Consider the following 15,326-nt stretch of genomic DNA (forward strand, 5'->3'; position numbering starts at 1 on the left):
GTCGGCATAATGAAAGGCCGTCCGCCACTGCCCTGACCCGCCATGCTCGGCGCCCTGGGGCTGGCCCTGCTGGCCGGCCCGTTCGTCACCCTGCCCGCGACCGCAACCGCTGAACCCGCCCCGCAAGTGGCGGCGCTCGGCGCCGATCCCGCGCGCATGCGCCTGTGGTGCTATTCGCTGCGCTGTGGAGACGAGGAGTGGCGTTCGCCGGGGCCGGTGGCGCTGCAGTTCGCCAGCGAAACCGGGGCCGGCCCGCTGCCGGGCAGCGAGCCGTGGATCGGCCTGAGTGCCCCGGCCACCCCGCGCGACTCCCGCGCCAGCTACGCCAACGACTGGCGCATCGGCACCCGGTACGGCGTGCAGGCCCTGCGTGATGGCCCGGCGCGCATCGCCGTGCAGGTCGGGGCCGGCTACCGCATGGCACCGCTGGGCGACGATGGCATCCACCTGCCCGGGCCGGTCATGCGCGGCGCGCTCGATTTCGGCTACCGCTTCGGCGAGCGCGCCCACTGGAACCAGCTGATCCAGTGGGAAGCCGGCCAGGGGCAGACCTTCGTCAAGCAATCGGTCGGGCTGGATGTGGCGCTGTGGCCGGACTGGATGCTGGAAACCGACTTCGCCATCCGCCACGACGAGATGGGCCGCAGCGGACTGGAATCGGCGGAATCCTCGGTGCAGCTGCACCGCCGGTTCTAGGCGCCGGCTGCGTCCGGCTCCAGGTCCAGCAGCGGACCGGCCCCGCGTTCGAGCAGCAGTGCGGCGACTTCGCGACCCAGCGCCTGCGGATCACCGCCACTGGCCTCTGCCCGCACCGCCCGGCCGTCCTGCGCCGAGCCGACCAGGCCCTGCAGGTGCAGCCCGGCGCCCTGCTCCAGCGCGAGCGCGGCGACCGGCACGTGGCAGCTGCCGTGCAGTGCCTGGTTCATCGCCCGCTCCGCCTCCACGCAGCGGCGGGTGGACGCGTCGTCCAGCGCCACCAGCAGCGCGGCGACATCACCGGCGTCGTCCCGGCATTCGATCGCGATCGCCCCCTGCGCCGGCGCCGGCAGCCATTGCGGTGCGGCCAGCTTCGAGCGGATGCGCGCCTCCAGCCCGAGCCGCTGCAGGCCAGCGCAGGCGAGGATGATCGCGTCGTACTCGCCGGCGTCGAGCTTGGCCAGCCGGGTGTTCACGTTGCCGCGCAGGTCGCGCAGCACCAGGTCCGGCCGCAACGCGCGCACCTGGGCCTGCCGGCGCAGCGAGGAGGTGCCGACCACCGCACCCGGCGGCAGCGCCTCCAGGTCGTCGAAACCGTTGCTGATGAAGCCGTCGGCATGCTCGGCGCGCGGCAGGATCGCCGGCAGCGCGAAACCCGGCTCCAGTTCCATCGGCACGTCCTTGAGCGAGTGCACCGCGCAGTCGGCCTCCCCGCGCAGCATCGCGACCTCGAGCTCCTTCAGGAACAGGCCCTTGCCGCCGATCGCCGCCAGCGAGCGGTCCAGCACCTCGTCGCCGCGGGTGCTCATCGGCACCAGCGTGACCTGGAGTCCCGGGTGGGCGGCGCGCAGCGCCTCGGCGACGTGTTCGCTCTGCCACAGGGCGAGCGGGCTCTTGCGGGTGGCGATGCGGAGGGTCTTCATGGCGCGATTATCGCACCGCCCGAACGTGGCCCGAGCAAGGCCGCCGGCCGCACAGGGTCTGCCGCACCCGCGTCACAGCTCCCGCAACACCTCGCGCAGGCCCGGCGCACACCGACGGCTGGCCTCCAGCGGCGCCTCCACGCCACGCAGGCCCACCAGGTGGCGCCCGTCGGGTGTCCGGTGCAGGCCGGTGATCCGCTCACGCGCCACCAGGCAGCTGCGGTGGATACGGATGAAGCGCGCGCCGAACTCCTCCTCCAGCGACTTCAGCGACTCCTCGATCAGGTGCTCGCCACCGGCGTGGGCGACCACCACGTACTTCTCCTCGGCCTGGAGGTAATGCACCTCCTCCAGCGGAATCAGCTTCATGCTGCCGCCGACCCGCGAGCACAGGTGGCGGCGGCCGGCACCGGCGGCCTGGCACCGGCCGGCCAGGAAGGTGCGGGCACGGGCCAGCGCCGCGGCCAGGCGCTCCACCCGCACCGGCTTGACCAGGAAATCCACCGCATCGACCTCGAAGGCGGACACCGCGTGGCCGTCGTAGGCGGTACAGAACACCACCGCGGGGGGCGAGCCGAACCGGCGCAGCCGTCGCGCCGCCTCCATGCCATCGATGCCGGGCATGGCGATGTCCAGCAGCAACAGGTCCGGCTGGTGCTCGGCGCAGGCGGCGAGCGCCTGCTCGCCATCGGCGGCCCGGGCGACCAGTTCGACATCGTCGAAGGCGGCCAGCAATGCCGCCAGCCGGTCGCGGGCGAGCGGCTCGTCGTCGGCGAGCACCACCCGCACCGCTCAGCCCTTCAACCGCCTGCCGAACCACTCGGCCAGATGGCCGATCTGCTCGGCACAGACCTGGTGCGCCATCGGGTACTCGTGCCACTCCAGTTCCACGCCCAGGTCCCGGAGGATCTTCGCGCTCATGCGTCCGGCCTGCAGCGGCACCACCGGGTCATGGCTGCCGTGGGCCATGAACACCGGCTGCCGGCGGGCCTCCGCGCCGGTGGTGGAGCCGAGTGCCTGCAGGACGTCCGGGGCGAGCGGCAGGTAGGTGGACAGCGCCACCAGTCCCGCCAGCGGCTCGCGGCGGCGCAGGCCCGCGGCCAGGGTGACCGCCCCGCCCTGCGAGAACCCGGCCAGGATCACCCGCTCCGCCGGGACGCCGCGCTCGCCCTCGCGGGCGATCAGGGCCTCGACCCGGGCGACGGACTCGTCCACCCCGGCGGCATCGGCGCGGTTGGCCAGGTCGAAATCGCGGATGTCGTACCAGGCGCGCATCGGGACGCCGTTGTTGACGGTCACCGGGCGGACCGGCGCGTGCGGGAAGACGAAGCGGAGCGCCGGCCAGTCCGGGCGCACCAGCTCGGGCACGATCGGCATGAAGTCGTTCCCGTCCGCGCCCAGGCCATGCAGCCAGATCACCGACCACTGCGGGGAGGGGCCGGTCTCGCACTCGAGGGTCTCGAGCAATGCAGTCTTGTCCATGGGCACCATTGTGGCCAAGGACCGCCGCGAATGCATGGCGTGGCCGGACAGGCGGCCGGGCCGCGCCCCCGCGGCACGGCATCGATGCGGCAAGGACGGCAGGCGCTCAGCGGCGCGGGGCGAGCGCCTGCACCGGCGCGACTGCCTGGCGTACCCGCTCCAGGTCGGGAGCGAACTCCAGCCGCTGCCGGGCCCGCTCGAGCGCGGCCGCCGAGTGGCATGCCGCCAGCCGGGCCAGCTCCGCGTCGCCCAGCAATGCCAGCCCGTGCAGCGCCTCCTGCAGGCGCACCCCGACCTCGGCCATGCCGGCGCCATCACGGGCGATCGGGGCGAACACGTCCTCGAAAAGCGACGCCAGCGGCACCGCCGGCACGTGCACGTCGGGGTAGTCGACCTGCGCGGGCGTTTCGCGCGGTCCGGCCCGGATCGCCAGCAAGCGGGCCGCCCGCTCGAGCACGTCGATCGCCGTGCCCGGGTCGTTCAAGGCCGGCGACAGCGCGCGCACGGCGATCTCCGCCAGCACGATCATCCCGAACCGCGGGTCCTGGTCGAAGGTCCGGGTATCGCCGACCGCGAACGCCTCGCGCAGCCCGTCGCGACAGGCACGGTCGGGGCGCCCGCCCACCACCCAGGCCAGCGGCCGGCAGGCGTCGGCGTAGGTGCCGGGGAGGCTGGCCACGTGCACCCGCAGGCCGGTCCGCCCGGCGGTCTGCTGCAGCGCCCGCATGTCGATGTTGCGCACATGCCCGGAACGTCCGGCATACAGGGCGACCGCGCCTTCCGGCACGCCCGCTCCGGGCGCCAGCGGGGTGCCGCCCAGGTGCGGGCTCGCGTGCTGGCGGTGCATGACCTCGGCGGTTCGCTTCTCGACCCGCGCGGTGATCTCGCCGACCCGCCCCATGCCCAGCACGTGTCCGATCCAGCGCAGCAACGCGACCACGATCACCGCCAGCACGGCGAGGGTCACCACGTACAGCGACACCCGGCCGCGCTGGTCGTACAGGCCGGCCTGCAGCGCCACGATCCCGACCAAGCTGTAGATGAAGGCACCGATGAAGGTGCCCAGCGCGTTCTGCGAGAGGTTGTCCTCGCTGAGGATCCGGGTCGCCCGCGGGGTCGCGTTGCTGGTCGCGCTGGCATGCGCGGCGACCAGTGCCGTGAGCGAGAAGATCGCCACCGACAGCATGCTGGTGGCGATGATGTCGAGCAGGGTGCCGACCGCTTCCACGTCGATGCGCGCAGCCAGCCCGGGCGGGACGTCCGGCTCCACCACCGTCGCCAGCAGGGCCGCGGCAACCGCGATCGCCGAGAAGGCCGTGGCCCGGAACCACAGGCGCCGCAGCACCTGCAGCGACGCCCATTGCAGTCGTGTGCTCATCGGCGGCCCGGTCCTCCACGGCGAGGGGAAAAGCCGAGCCTGCGGCCCGCCGGGTCAATGTTCCGTGGCGTCCCGCCCGGGCAGGCCGTCACCGCCTGCTTATTCGCGGCCCCGCACAGTCCGGCGGACACGTCCACCGGGCGGCCGGCCGCCGGAGGCAGCATGCGCATCCACCACCTCAACTGCATCTCTTCCTGAGCGGGTACCGCGGCCTGCCGGCACGGCTGTTCGCGGCGCTTGACCTTCCCATCGTGGGAAGGCCTAGGCTTGGGGGCATGTCGGAAACCACAGCCGGAAAGCCCCCCATGAACACACGCCATGACCACGGCCGCGGCCGCCCCGCCCGGATCACCCTGCCGGTGGAGGGCATGAACTGCGCCTCGTGCGTCGGCCGGGTGGAAGCCGCCCTCGCCCGGGTCGACGGTGTCGCGGGCGTCGCCGTCAACCTGGCCGCCGAACGGGCGGACATCCAGGCCTCCGGCCCGATCGACCGCCTGGCACTGGTGCGGGCGGTCGAGAAAGCCGGTTACCAGGTCCCCGCCGCGGGTGTCGAGCTGGCGGTGGAGGACATGACCTGCGCCTCCTGCGTAGGGCGCGTCGAACGCGCACTCAGGGCGGTGCCGGGGGTGCAGGAGGCCACCGTCAACCTGGCCACCGGGCGGGCGAGCGTGCGCGGGGTGGCGGACGCCGGTGCGCTGGTCGCCGCGGTGGGCGGGGCGGGGTACGCGGCGCGGGTGATCGAACCCGGCGTCGGAGGCGCCGACCAGGAAGCCGCGGCGAAGAAGGAGGCCGAACACGCCGCGCTCAGGCGTGACCTGCTGCTGGCGGCGGCGCTGGCCCTGCCGGTGTTCCTGCTGGAGATGGGCTCGCACCTGGTCCCCGGCGTGCACGGCCTGGTCGAGCGCAGCATCGGCCTGCAGTGGAGCTGGTACCTGCAGTTCCTGCTGACCACCCTGGTGCTGGCGGTTCCGGGCCGGCGCTTCTACCGCAAGGGTGTGCCGGCACTGGTCCGGCTGGCGCCGGACATGGACTCGCTGGTGGCGGTGGGCACCGGTGCCGCCTACGCCTATTCGGTGCTCGCCACCTTCGCCCCCGGGCTGTTGCCGGCCGGCACGGTGAACGTCTACTACGAGGCGGCCGCGGTGATCGTCACCCTGATCCTGCTCGGGCGCGTCCTGGAGGCGCGTGCCCGGGGCCGGACCTCGGACGCGATCAGGCGCCTGGTCGGCCTGCAGCCGCGGACCGCACGGGTGCTGCGCGATGGCGCCACCGTGGAATTGCCCATCGCCGGGGTGGTCGCCGGCGACACCGTCCTGGTGCGCCCCGGTGAGCGGGTGCCGGTCGACGGCGAGGTGATCGACGGCCGGAGCTACGTCGACGAGGCGATGATCACCGGCGAGCCGGTGCCGGTCGAGAAATCCGTCGGCAGCACGGTGGTGGGCGGCACGGTCAACCAGACTGGCGCCTTCAGCCTGCGCGCGACCGCGGTGGGCGGCCAGACCGTGCTGGCGCAGATCATCCGCCTGGTCGAGCAGGCCCAGGGTTCCAAGCTGCCGATCCAGGCGCTGGTGGACAGGGTGACCCTGTGGTTCGTGCCGGCGGTGATGATCGTGGCGGCGCTGACCTTCCTGGTGTGGCTGGTGTTCGGGCCCTCGCCGGCACTGGGCCTTGCGCTGGTCAACGCGGTGGCGGTGCTGATCATCGCCTGTCCCTGCGCGATGGGCCTGGCCACGCCGACCTCGATCATGGTCGGCACCGGCCGCGGCGCCGAGCTGGGGGTGCTGTACCGCCGCGGCGAGGCGCTGCAGCTGCTGAAGGACGCGAAGGTGGTGGCGGTGGACAAGACCGGCACCCTGACCGAGGGTCGTCCGGCGCTGACCGACCTGGAGCTGGCGGAGGGCTTCACCCGCGCCGACGTGCTGGGCCGCATCGCCGCCGTCGAGTCCAGCTCCGAACACCCGATCGCCCGCGCCATCGTAGAGGCCGCCAGGGACGAAGGCATCGCGCTGCCGGCGCTGGAGGACTTCGAGTCGGTCACCGGCATGGGCGTGCGCGGCACCGTCGCCGGCGCCCGCGTGGAGGTGGGCGCGGACCGCCACATGCGTGGGCTGGGGCTGGACGTCCACTGTTTCGCCGACATCGCCCAGCGGCTGGGCGACGAGGGCAAGTCGCCGCTGTACGCCGCGATCGACGGCCGGCTGGCGGCGGTCATCGCCGTCGCCGACCCGGTCAAGGCCGATACCCCGCGGGCCATCGCGGCACTGCACGCCCTGGGCCTGAAGGTGGCGATGATCACCGGCGACAACCAGCGCACCGCTCGCGCCATCGCCCGGCGGCTGGGGATCGACGAGGTGGTCGCCGAAGTCCTGCCGGAGGGCAAGGTCGAGGCGGTGCGCCGGTTGAAGGCCGCGCACGGCCGGCTGGCCTTCGTCGGCGACGGCATCAACGACGCCCCGGCGCTGGCCGAGGCCGATGTCGGCCTGGCGATCGGCACCGGCACCGACGTGGCCATCGAGGCCGCCGACGTGGTGCTGATGTCCGGCAGCCTGCTGGGCATCCCGAATGCGATCGCGCTGTCGCGGGCAACGATCGGCAACATCCGGCAGAACCTGTTCTGGGCCTTTGCCTACAACACCGCGCTGGTGCCGGTGGCGGCCGGGGTGCTGTATCCGGCCTGGGGGGTGCTGCTGTCGCCGGTGTTCGCCGCCGGGGCGATGGCGCTGTCGAGCGTGTTCGTGCTGGGCAATGCGTTGCGGTTGCGGGGCTTCCGGGCACCGGTCATGGAGGCGCGGGCATGAACATCGGACAGGCGGCGAAAGCCTCGGGTGTGTCGGCGAAGATGATCCGCTACTACGAGCAGGCCGGGCTGGTCCCGCCGGCCAGCCGCACGGCCTCGGGTTACCGGACCTACTCGCAGTCCGACGTCCACGTGCTGCGTTTCATCCGGCGGGCGCGCGACCTGGGTTTCCCGGTCGCGGAGATCCACGATCTGCTGGGACTGTGGCGTGACCGCGCGCGCCACAGCGCCGACGTCAAGCGGCTGGCCCAGGCACACATTGCCGGACTGCGCCGGAAGATCGAGGGCCTGGAGCAGATGGCCGATACGCTGCAGACGCTCAGCGATTGCTGCGCCGGTGACGAGCGACCGGACTGCCCGATCCTGCAGGGGCTGGAGCAGCCGCCGGAGTAGGCTCGCCGGACCGTTGTCGGCCAGGATCGGGCACGGCTGGGGGGGGCCACCGGGTGCGCGACGGAGATCCCGGCGCGCCGCGCGTGGTGTAGGCCGGCTCGCCACTGCCGGTGGTCCTGGGCCAGCCTCGAGGTGACGGCGTCACGCGCCCCGCGGCAGCACCGTCAGTACCCGGGCCATGTGCTGGTGGAATTCCTCCATGTAGCCGGCCAGGAACTTCGCGGTGTCCGGGTCGGCCACTTCGCCGGCCTCGTCGAAGAAGCCTTCCTTGAACTGGATGTAGCCCTCGGGCGAGTTCATCTGCGGCGAGTTGAGGAAGCCCAGGATGCTGCGCAGGTGCTGCTGGCCCACCGCGGTGCCGATGGCGCCGGGCGAGGTGCCGATCACGGCCGAGGGGATGTGGGCGAAGGAGTTGGTGCCCCACGGACGGCTGGCCCAGTCGATCGCGTTCTTCAGCCCGCCGGGGATGGAGCGGTTGTACTCGGGGGTGACGATCAGGATCGCATCCGAGGACTCGATGGCCTTCTTGAAGTTGCGCCCGGCCTCCGGGTAGTCGGCGTCGTAGTCGTAGCTATAGAGCGGCAGGTCCTTGTAGGAGATCTCATGGAACTTCAGCTGCTCCGGCGCCAGCTTGATCAGCGCGTTGGCCAGCTTGCGGTTGATCGACCCGGTGGCGAGGCTTCCGATCAGGTATCCGACGTTGTAGGTCTTCATCGTTCTCTCCCGGCTTGGATGACGGCATCGGTGGATGCTGCCGCGGCCGGAGACGACCGCCGGTCGAGGGTACGCCAGGAGTGGTGATCGGAACGGAGGGATGGTGGGCCCAGCAGGACTCGAACCTGCAACCAAGGGATTCGCTGTACCCGCGGGTTTCCCCCCGGAGCGGACTATCTCTTCACCCTCCGCCTCGGGCGGGTGGGGTGCGGGACGCTCTAGCCTGTGATCAAGGGCACTCCAGCCCCCAGGTAGTCTCTGCACCTTCCGGCGGTGTACCGCCGGCTTGGCTCAGGGTTGCCACCGTCCGGCATCGCTGCCGCCGCTGAGGTTTCCCTGAATTCATCCCGATCCCGTCCGCGGATTACGCCGCGGCGGCACCTTTTCGATGAGTCCCCTGCTCTAACCATTGAGCTATAGGCCCGTGGGCGGATCGTAGCAGTGCGGGCAACCTGCCGCAGCACCCATGCGGAAACAGGGCGGACGTACTTGTATCGCCGGAAACGACGAAGCCCCGCTCTCGCGGGGCTCCTGCTTCTTGCCGTCTTTGCACCCTACTCGGTGTCGAGGAAACTGCGCAGCTGCTCGGAGCGGCTGGGGTGGCGCAGCTTGCGCAGGGCCTTGGCCTCGATCTGGCGGATGCGCTCGCGGGTGACGTCGAACTGCTTGCCGACTTCCTCGAGGGTGTGGTCGGTGTTCATGTCGATGCCGAAGCGCATGCGCAGGACCTTGGCCTCGCGCGGGGTCAGCCCGCCGAGCACGTCGCGGACGGTCTCGGACAGGTTGATGTTGGTGGTGTTCTCGACCGGGGACTCGGCGTTGGTGTCCTCGATGAAGTCGCCCAGGTGGGAGTCCTCGTCGTCGCCGATCGGGGTCTCCATGGAGATCGGCTCCTTGGCGATCTTCATCACCTTGCGGATCTTGTCCTCGGGCATCTCCATCTCCCGGGCAAGCTCCTCCGGCGTCGGCTCGCGGCCGTACTGCTGCAGCATCTGACGCGAGATGCGGTTGAGCTTGTTTATGGTCTCGATCATGTGCACCGGGATGCGGATGGTCCGCGCCTGGTCGGCGATCGAGCGGGTGATGGCCTGGCGGATCCACCAGGTGGCATAGGTCGAGAACTTGAAGCCGCGGCGGTGCTCGAACTTGTCGACCGCCTTCATCAGGCCGATGTTGCCCTCCTGGATCAGGTCCAGGAACTGCAGGCCGCGGTTGGTGTATTTCTTGGCGATCGAGATCACCAGGCGCAGGTTGGCCTCGACCATCTCGCGCTTGGCCTTGCGCGCCTTGGCCTCGCCGTAGGCCATGGTGCGGCTGATGTCGCGCAGGTCGCCCAAGGTCATGCGCATGCGCTTTTCGATGTCCAGGATCGCCTGCTGCTCGGCGACGATTTCGTCCTTCACCTCGCGCAGGGCCGAAGCCCACTTCTGCTTGCGCTTGAGCATCTCGTCGACCCAGCCCAGGTTCTCCTGGTTGCCGTCCCAGGCCCGGATGAAGTCCTTGCGCGGCATCTTCGCCCGGCGGGTGGCCAGTTCGAGGATCCGGCGCTCGTGGCGCTTGATGTCGTTGAGGGTGTCGCGCAGGTTCTGCACCAGCACGTCGGTCAGCGGCAGCGGCAGCTTGAAGGTGACGAAGATGTCGGCCATGTCCTGGCGCAGGCCGGTGACGGTCTTGTGCCCCGCACCGTGCTTGGCGTACGCCTTCTCGAAGTTGCCGAACAGCTCGACCAGCGCCTCGAAGCGGTGCTCGACCTCGGCCGGGTCCGGGCCCGAGGGCGCCTCCTCGGTCGTGGTGCTGTCGTCCTCTTCCTCCTCGTCGGCGTCCTCGTCCGCCTCGTCGGCGTCCTCGTCCTTGGCGGGCTTTTCTTCCTTCTCCTCGACCAGGGTGACCGGGGAGGCGGCGACGGTCGGGTCCTCGAGCTGGTCGAGGAAGCCGACCAGCAGCTCGGGCAGGCGCTTCTTGCCGGCCTTGTGCAGCTCCCAGTCCTCGAGCACCAGCTCGATGGTGCTGGGGAACAGCGCCAGCGAGGCCTGGACCTGGTTCAGGCCCTCCTCGATGCGCTTGGCGATGGCGATCTCGCCCTCGCGGGTGAGCAGTTCGACGGTGCCCATCTCGCGCATGTACATGCGCACCGGGTCGGTGGTGCGGCCACCTTCGGCGTCGAGCCCGGTCAGGGCGGCGGCGGCCTCCTCGGCGGTGCTCTCGTCGACTTCGTTGCTGCTCGTGCTGCTGTCGCCCAGCGACAGGGAGTCCGCATCGGGGGCCACTTCGTGGACCTCGATTCCCATGCCGTTGATCATCGCGATCACGTCTTCGATCTGCTCCGGGTCGACGATGTCGTCCGGGAGGTGATCGTTGACCTCGGCATAGGTCAGGTAGCCCTGCTCCAGGCCCTTGCTGATCAGCTGCTTGATGTCGGACTGGGGGGCCGGACGTTCATTGGCCATAGGGCTGCGCCACCGTGGATTTGGGGATGGGGAGAAACGCTCCAGTATACCAGCGGCGGGGGTTCCCCACCTGTCAGGCACGGCCGGAGCGCGGTATGCGCGGCAGGCCGTTCAGGCCCGCAGCAGGAATGTCACCGGGCCGTCATTGACCAGGTCCACCTTCATATGGGCACCGAAGCGCCCGGTTTCCACCCTCCCCCGGTGCGCGCCACGGCAGCTCGCGACCAACTGGTTGAACACCGGTTCAGCCTCACCGGGCGCCGCCGCGGTACTGAAGCCCGCGCGCATGCCGCTGGAAGTGTCGGCCGCCAGGGTGAACTGGCTGACCAGCAGAAGCCCGCCACCGGTGTCGGACAGGGCGAGGTTCATGCGCCCGCCGGCATCGGCGAATACCCGGTAGCCGAGCAGCCGGCGGGCCATCCTCCCGGCCTGGGCCGCACCGTCGCCGGGCTCCACGCCCACCAGTGCCAGCAGGCCGCCGGCAATGTCGCCGACCGCCTCTCCATCGACTGTTACCGAGGCCCGTTCGACCCGTTGGATAAGCGCGAGCATCGCCACAGCTTAACCGGTGGCTACACTGCCCGGGATGACCGGACTCGCTGCCCGCCTGCTGTACCTGTGCGCCCTGCTGGTGGGACGGCTGCCGTGGCGCTGGCTGTGGCGCATGGGCGACTGGTTCGCCACGCGCAACCTGGCCGCCGACGGGCGCGAGTCGAAGGTGACCGCCTGCAACCTGCGGCTGGCATTCCCCGGGCTGGAAGGGGAGGAGCATGCGGCGCTCAAACGCGCCATCCTCCACGGCACCGCGCGCCAGGCGCTGGAAACCGTGCGGCTGTGGGTCCGCCCGGCCAACCACAACCTGGAACAGCTGGTGGTGCAGGAGCACGGCGGCGGGCACCTGGACGCGGCCATCGCCGCGGGCCGGGGGGTCATCGTGGCCGCCCCGCACTTCGGCAACTGGGAGCTGCTCAACCAGTGGCTGGCCGCGCGCACGCCGCTGTCGATCCTGTACGCCCCGCCGGATTCGAAGGTGCTGGAAGGCTTCCTGCAGCGGGTGCGGGCCGACGCCGACCGGGTCACCCAGGTCCGTGCCGAGGCCACCGGGGTCCGCCAGCTCCTGCGCTCCCTGCGCGCCGGCGGGGTGGTCGGGATCCTGCCCGACCAGCAGCCGCGCGGTGGCGAGGGCGAGTTCGCGCCGTTCTTCGGCGTACCGGCGGCGACCATGACCCTGCTGGGCCGGCTGGCCCACCGCAGCGGCTCGAGCGTGCTGATGGCCTGGTGCGAACGGCTGCCCGGCCATGGTCCCGATGGCCGGCCGCGGTTCGCGGTGCACGTGCGCCCCGCCGCCGCGGCAGTGGGCGCGGACGATCCCCGGCTCGCGGTGGCGGCACTCAACGCCGAAATCGAGCAGATCGTCCGCCGGGATCCCTCGCAGTACCAGTGGACCTACAAGCGCTACTCGATGACGCCCTCCGGGCGCGGCGAGGACAACCCCTACTGGCCGGAGTGCTACCGCTGATGCCCTCACGACCCGTGATTCCGCCACCCGGAAGCCAGGTACCGGTCGCGGGCGTCGACGACCGGGCGGGCGGGTTGCGGTCTTGGCCCGCCGATACCGGCTGGCGCCCGCTGCCGGGCACGGCGCGGCTGCTGTTCCTGCTCGACACCGGCCTTGTCCTCGCGCTGGCGGGCCTGGCGGCCGGCGGACTGGCCGGACTGCTGGCCAGCACGGTGCTGGACGCGCCTTCCACCCTGGTGGCGGTGATGCAGGGCGCCGCAGCGGGCCTGGTCGTGTTTGGCGGCTGGGGCAGCTGGCTCGCGGCACGCCAGTACCGGCGCACCTTCTGGCGGCTGGACCGGCAGGGACTGGCGGTGCGCCGCGGCCACCTGTGGTGGCGCGAGAACCGGGTACCGGCCACCCGCGTACAGCACCTCGACATCCAGCGCGGGCCGCTGCAGCGCCGGCGCGGGCTGGCCACCCTGGTGGTGCACACGGCGGGCACCGCCAACAGTTCGGTGACCGTGCCGCACCTGGATGCGGCCGATGCCGAGTACCTGCGCGACCGGCTGTCGCGGCAGATCGAAGACGATGACGACGCCGGCTGAGCTGCCTGCGGACGGGTCCCGGGCGCAGCCGGGCAGCCGGCTGCACCCGATGTCGTGGCTGTTCGAGCTGATCGCCCAGCTGCGGCAGTTCCTGGTGCCGCTGCTGGCGCTGTTCCTGTTCGGCCGCGGCGACCGCAACGAGCTGTGGCCACTGGTCGGGGTCGCGGCGCTGATCATCGCCTCGCTGTGGCGCTACTTCACCTTCCGCTACCACGCCGGTGGCGACCAGCTCGTGCTGCGTACCGGGCTGCTGTCGCGCAACGTGCGGGTGGTGCCCTACGGCCGCATCCACAACGTGGCGGTCGACCAGACCCTGCTGCACCGGCTGTTCGACGTGGCCGCGGTGCGGCTGGAGTCGGCCGGTGGCAACAAGCCCGAGGCGGAAATGCGGGTGCTGCGGCTGGATCGTGCACTCGCGCTGGAGGACCTGATCCGCCACCGGGGCGCGGCTGCGGCCGCGACACCGGGTACGGACGGGACCGCCGCGGACGGGACCGGCTCGGTGCTGCATCATCTGCCCCCGGGCGAGGTCCTGCGCCTGGGGATCATCTCCAACCGCGGGATGGTGCTGGTGGCCGCGGCGTTCGCGGCGATGGGCCAGCTGGGCGGCAAGTCCGCGGTGGTGTGGGAGACCCTCTTCAGCTGGCTGTTCGGCTGGGTCGATACCGACGCCTTCAACACGCCGCAGTGGATCGCCGCCGGGGGCGTGCTGCTGTTGCTCGCCCTGGCCGCGGTGCGCCTGTTGTCGGTGGTGCTGGCGATGCTGCAGTACTACGGCTTCACCCTGGCCGCGCACGGGCGGCGCCTGACGGTGGAGCGCGGCTTGCTGGCGCGCTGGCGCAGCAGTGCCCCGCGCCGGCGGATCCAGGCCTGGCGGATGCACGAGGGCGTCGTGCACCGGCTGTTGCGCCGGCGCAGCCTGGAGGTCGACATCGCCACTGGCGGCGGTCAGCAGCAGGCCCGGGCGCTGCGCGAACTCGCGCCGGTCGGCACCGCGGAACAGTGCGCCGCGCTGGTCACCCGGCTGCTCCCGCGGGCGGGATGGGACACCCTGGACTGGGTGCACTTCGGGCACGCCACCTGGTGGCGCCTGTTCTGGCCCGCGCTGCCGCTGGTGGTGCTGGTGACCAGCCTGTCGTGCTGGCGCTTCGGCCTGCCCGGGGCGCTGGCGCTGGCCTGGTTGCCCTGGGCCGGGTTCAGGGCCCGGCGCCAGGCCGCGCGCATGGGCTGGGCTTTCAACGGCCGGCTGGTGGCCCTGCGTACCGGCTGGTGGAGCCGGCACTGGTACTGGGCCGAACTGGACAAACTGCAGTCGCTGCAGGTCAGCCGGAACGTGGTCGACCGCCGCTGCGGCACCGCGACGCTGGTGCTCGACACGGCCGGCGCGCGCGGGATGCGGGCGCCGCTGCGGATCCGCTTCCTGCCGCTGCGAAGGGCATTGGCCCTGCGGCAGTTGCTGGCCGGCGAGCTGGCACGCAGGCCGCTGCGCTGGTAGCCGTCAGGCCGTGGCCTGTCCCGGCGGCGGCCCCTTGGCGATCCCGTGTTCGGTCCAGCTGCGGCCGCTGGCGCGGGTCTGGGCCCGCAGGCTGCGGTTGAACTCGATGCTCTCGCGCGTGGCATAGCCGCGCTTGTGGTCCAGGTGGACCACGATCGCGCGGTAACGGATGCGCTTGCCGCGGATGCCGGCATTCTCCAGCCGCTCGCCGAACTCCCGGTCCTGGCCGCCGTAGCGCATGCGCTCGTCGAAACCGTTGATGGCCAGCATGTCGGCCTTCCAGCCCGAGGCGTTGTGGCCGTTCCAGCTGGCCCGCGCCGGACTCACCGTGTCCAGCATCCGGCGCAGCGCCGGGCCGGCGGTCAGCTTGATGTTGCGGTAGGAACCGGGCATCCCGTGGGCCGCCAGCCAGCGGGCGTCGAAGCAGCGCTGGCTGCGGATGTCCTCGTTGCCGATCGCCTTGCTCGTGTCCATTGGCAGCTTGTGGTAGCCGCCCGACAGGAAACGCCCGGGTTCGCGCAGCCTGAGGTGGGTGGAGACGAAGTCGGCGCGCGGGATGCAGTCGCCGTCGGTGAAGATCAGGTAATCCGAGGCGGCGGCGGTGATCGCCATGTTCATCGCCTCGCACTTGCGGAAACCCTCGTCGGGCTGCCACAGGTGGCGCACGGTGACCGGCAGGCTGGCGGCGATCGCCTCGATCCGCTGGCGGGTCTCGTCGCGGCTGCCGTCATCGGCCACCAGCACCTCGAAATCGGTACGGTCCTGGACACCGAAGCCCACCAGCACCTTCTCCAGCCAGTCGGGCTGGTTGTAGGTGGTGAACACGACGCTGGCTGCGGGCATCTGGGGCACGACCTTGGTGTCCGGGTCAGGGGCGGCAAGGGTACCCTGTCGC

The 15,326-nt window shown here is 71.5% G+C and carries 14 protein-coding genes; 6 read left to right on the plus strand and 8 right to left on the minus strand.

What is annotated here, in order from left to right:
* Positions 1–42 precede the first annotated feature (42 nt).
* Complete coding sequence (locus LY625_RS05515; protein ID WP_233738143.1) at positions 43–696, plus strand: DUF481 domain-containing protein; 654 nt, start codon at positions 43–45, stop codon at positions 694–696.
* On the opposite strand, the gene hemC is transcribed toward LY625_RS05515, so the two are convergent.
* From hemC to LY625_RS05535, 4 genes are all read right to left on the minus strand, one after another.
* Positions 693–1,619, minus strand: a complete 927-nt coding sequence (gene hemC, locus LY625_RS05520) for a hydroxymethylbilane synthase (protein ID WP_233738144.1) — start codon at positions 1,617–1,619, stop codon at positions 693–695. The two genes, LY625_RS05515 and hemC, sit on opposite strands and share 4 nt — an antisense overlap.
* Positions 1,620–1,691: 72 nt before the next feature.
* Positions 1,692–2,408, minus strand: coding sequence for a LytTR family DNA-binding domain-containing protein (locus LY625_RS05525; RefSeq protein ID WP_233738146.1), 717 nt, complete (start codon positions 2,406–2,408; stop codon positions 1,692–1,694).
* Between the two features lie 3 nt (positions 2,409–2,411).
* The gene (locus LY625_RS05530; protein WP_233738148.1) at positions 2,412–3,101 is read right to left on the minus strand and encodes an alpha/beta hydrolase; all 690 of its coding nucleotides are present in this window, start codon (positions 3,099–3,101) and stop codon (positions 2,412–2,414) included.
* A gap of 106 nt (positions 3,102–3,207) precedes the next feature.
* Positions 3,208–4,479, minus strand: a complete 1,272-nt coding sequence (locus LY625_RS05535) for a DUF2254 domain-containing protein (protein WP_233738149.1) — start codon at positions 4,477–4,479, stop codon at positions 3,208–3,210.
* A 305-nt stretch (positions 4,480–4,784) separates the two neighbouring features.
* On the opposite strand from LY625_RS05535, the gene LY625_RS05540 reads away from it, so the two are divergent.
* Positions 4,785–7,277, plus strand: a complete 2,493-nt coding sequence (locus LY625_RS05540; protein ID WP_233738151.1) for a heavy metal translocating P-type ATPase — start codon at positions 4,785–4,787, stop codon at positions 7,275–7,277.
* The gene (cueR, locus tag LY625_RS05545; protein WP_233738153.1) at positions 7,274–7,669 is read left to right on the plus strand and encodes a Cu(I)-responsive transcriptional regulator; all 396 of its coding nucleotides are present in this window, start codon (positions 7,274–7,276) and stop codon (positions 7,667–7,669) included. Before LY625_RS05540 ends, cueR begins: the two co-directional genes overlap by 4 nt.
* Before the next feature lie 141 nt (positions 7,670–7,810).
* Here the strand turns inward: cueR and LY625_RS05550 are convergent, their stop codons facing one another.
* From LY625_RS05550 to dtd, 3 genes are all read right to left on the minus strand, one after another.
* Positions 7,811–8,383, minus strand: coding sequence for an NADPH-dependent FMN reductase (locus tag LY625_RS05550; RefSeq protein WP_233738155.1), 573 nt, complete (start codon positions 8,381–8,383; stop codon positions 7,811–7,813).
* Positions 8,384–8,937: 554 nt separating this feature from the next.
* Positions 8,938–10,830, minus strand: a complete 1,893-nt coding sequence (rpoD, locus tag LY625_RS05555; RefSeq protein WP_233738157.1) for an RNA polymerase sigma factor RpoD — start codon at positions 10,828–10,830, stop codon at positions 8,938–8,940.
* A 111-nt stretch (positions 10,831–10,941) separates the two neighbouring features.
* The gene (gene dtd / locus LY625_RS05560; RefSeq protein WP_233738159.1) at positions 10,942–11,382 is read right to left on the minus strand and encodes a D-aminoacyl-tRNA deacylase; all 441 of its coding nucleotides are present in this window, start codon (positions 11,380–11,382) and stop codon (positions 10,942–10,944) included.
* 34 nt (positions 11,383–11,416) lie between these two features.
* Here dtd and LY625_RS05565 point away from each other — a divergent pair, with 34 nt between their 5' ends.
* From LY625_RS05565 to LY625_RS05575, 3 genes are read left to right on the plus strand one after another with little or no spacing between them, the layout of a single operon-like run.
* Entirely contained in the window at positions 11,417–12,349 is a 933-nt protein-coding gene (locus LY625_RS05565) for a lauroyl acyltransferase (protein WP_233738345.1), read from the plus strand.
* Positions 12,349–12,936: a PH domain-containing protein gene (locus LY625_RS05570; RefSeq protein ID WP_233738161.1), complete on the plus strand. Its 588-nt coding sequence runs from the start codon at positions 12,349–12,351 to the stop codon at positions 12,934–12,936. Before LY625_RS05565 ends, LY625_RS05570 begins: the two co-directional genes overlap by 1 nt.
* Positions 12,920–14,431, plus strand: a complete 1,512-nt coding sequence (locus LY625_RS05575; protein ID WP_233738163.1) for a PH domain-containing protein — start codon at positions 12,920–12,922, stop codon at positions 14,429–14,431. Before LY625_RS05570 ends, LY625_RS05575 begins: the two co-directional genes overlap by 17 nt.
* A gap of 3 nt (positions 14,432–14,434) precedes the next feature.
* Here the strand turns inward: LY625_RS05575 and LY625_RS05580 are convergent, their stop codons facing one another.
* Positions 14,435–15,274, minus strand: a complete 840-nt coding sequence (locus LY625_RS05580; protein ID WP_233738164.1) for a glycosyltransferase family 2 protein — start codon at positions 15,272–15,274, stop codon at positions 14,435–14,437.
* Positions 15,275–15,326 lie beyond the last annotated feature (52 nt).

The sequence above is a fragment of the Lysobacter sp. GX 14042 genome, assembly GCF_021390425.1.
In the GTDB taxonomy this organism is placed as follows: Bacteria; Pseudomonadota; Gammaproteobacteria; order Xanthomonadales; family Xanthomonadaceae; genus Novilysobacter.

What these genes read in the sequence shown, in the direction of transcription:
- LY625_RS05515 (WP_233738143.1), top strand. Translation starts at nt 43, where the DNA reads ATGCTCGGCGCCCTGGGGCTGGCCCTGCTGGCCGGCCCGTTCGTCACC.
- hemC (WP_233738144.1), bottom strand. Translation starts at nt 1,619, where the DNA reads ATGAAGACCCTCCGCATCGCCACCCGCAAGAGCCCGCTCGCCCTGTGG.
- LY625_RS05530 (WP_233738148.1), bottom strand. Translation starts at nt 3,101, where the DNA reads ATGGACAAGACTGCATTGCTCGAGACCCTCGAGTGCGAGACCGGCCCC.
- LY625_RS05535 (WP_233738149.1), bottom strand. Translation starts at nt 4,479, where the DNA reads ATGAGCACACGACTGCAATGGGCGTCGCTGCAGGTGCTGCGGCGCCTG.
- LY625_RS05540 (WP_233738151.1), top strand. Translation starts at nt 4,785, where the DNA reads ATGAACACACGCCATGACCACGGCCGCGGCCGCCCCGCCCGGATCACC.
- cueR (WP_233738153.1), top strand. Translation starts at nt 7,274, where the DNA reads ATGAACATCGGACAGGCGGCGAAAGCCTCGGGTGTGTCGGCGAAGATG.
- LY625_RS05550 (WP_233738155.1), bottom strand. Translation starts at nt 8,383, where the DNA reads ATGAAGACCTACAACGTCGGATACCTGATCGGAAGCCTCGCCACCGGG.
- rpoD (WP_233738157.1), bottom strand. Translation starts at nt 10,830, where the DNA reads ATGGCCAATGAACGTCCGGCCCCCCAGTCCGACATCAAGCAGCTGATC.
- dtd (WP_233738159.1), bottom strand. Translation starts at nt 11,382, where the DNA reads ATGCTCGCGCTTATCCAACGGGTCGAACGGGCCTCGGTAACAGTCGAT.
- LY625_RS05565 (WP_233738345.1), top strand. Translation starts at nt 11,417, where the DNA reads ATGACCGGACTCGCTGCCCGCCTGCTGTACCTGTGCGCCCTGCTGGTG.
- LY625_RS05570 (WP_233738161.1), top strand. Translation starts at nt 12,349, where the DNA reads ATGCCCTCACGACCCGTGATTCCGCCACCCGGAAGCCAGGTACCGGTC.
- LY625_RS05575 (WP_233738163.1), top strand. Translation starts at nt 12,920, where the DNA reads ATGACGACGCCGGCTGAGCTGCCTGCGGACGGGTCCCGGGCGCAGCCG.
- LY625_RS05580 (WP_233738164.1), bottom strand. Translation starts at nt 15,274, where the DNA reads ATGCCCGCAGCCAGCGTCGTGTTCACCACCTACAACCAGCCCGACTGG.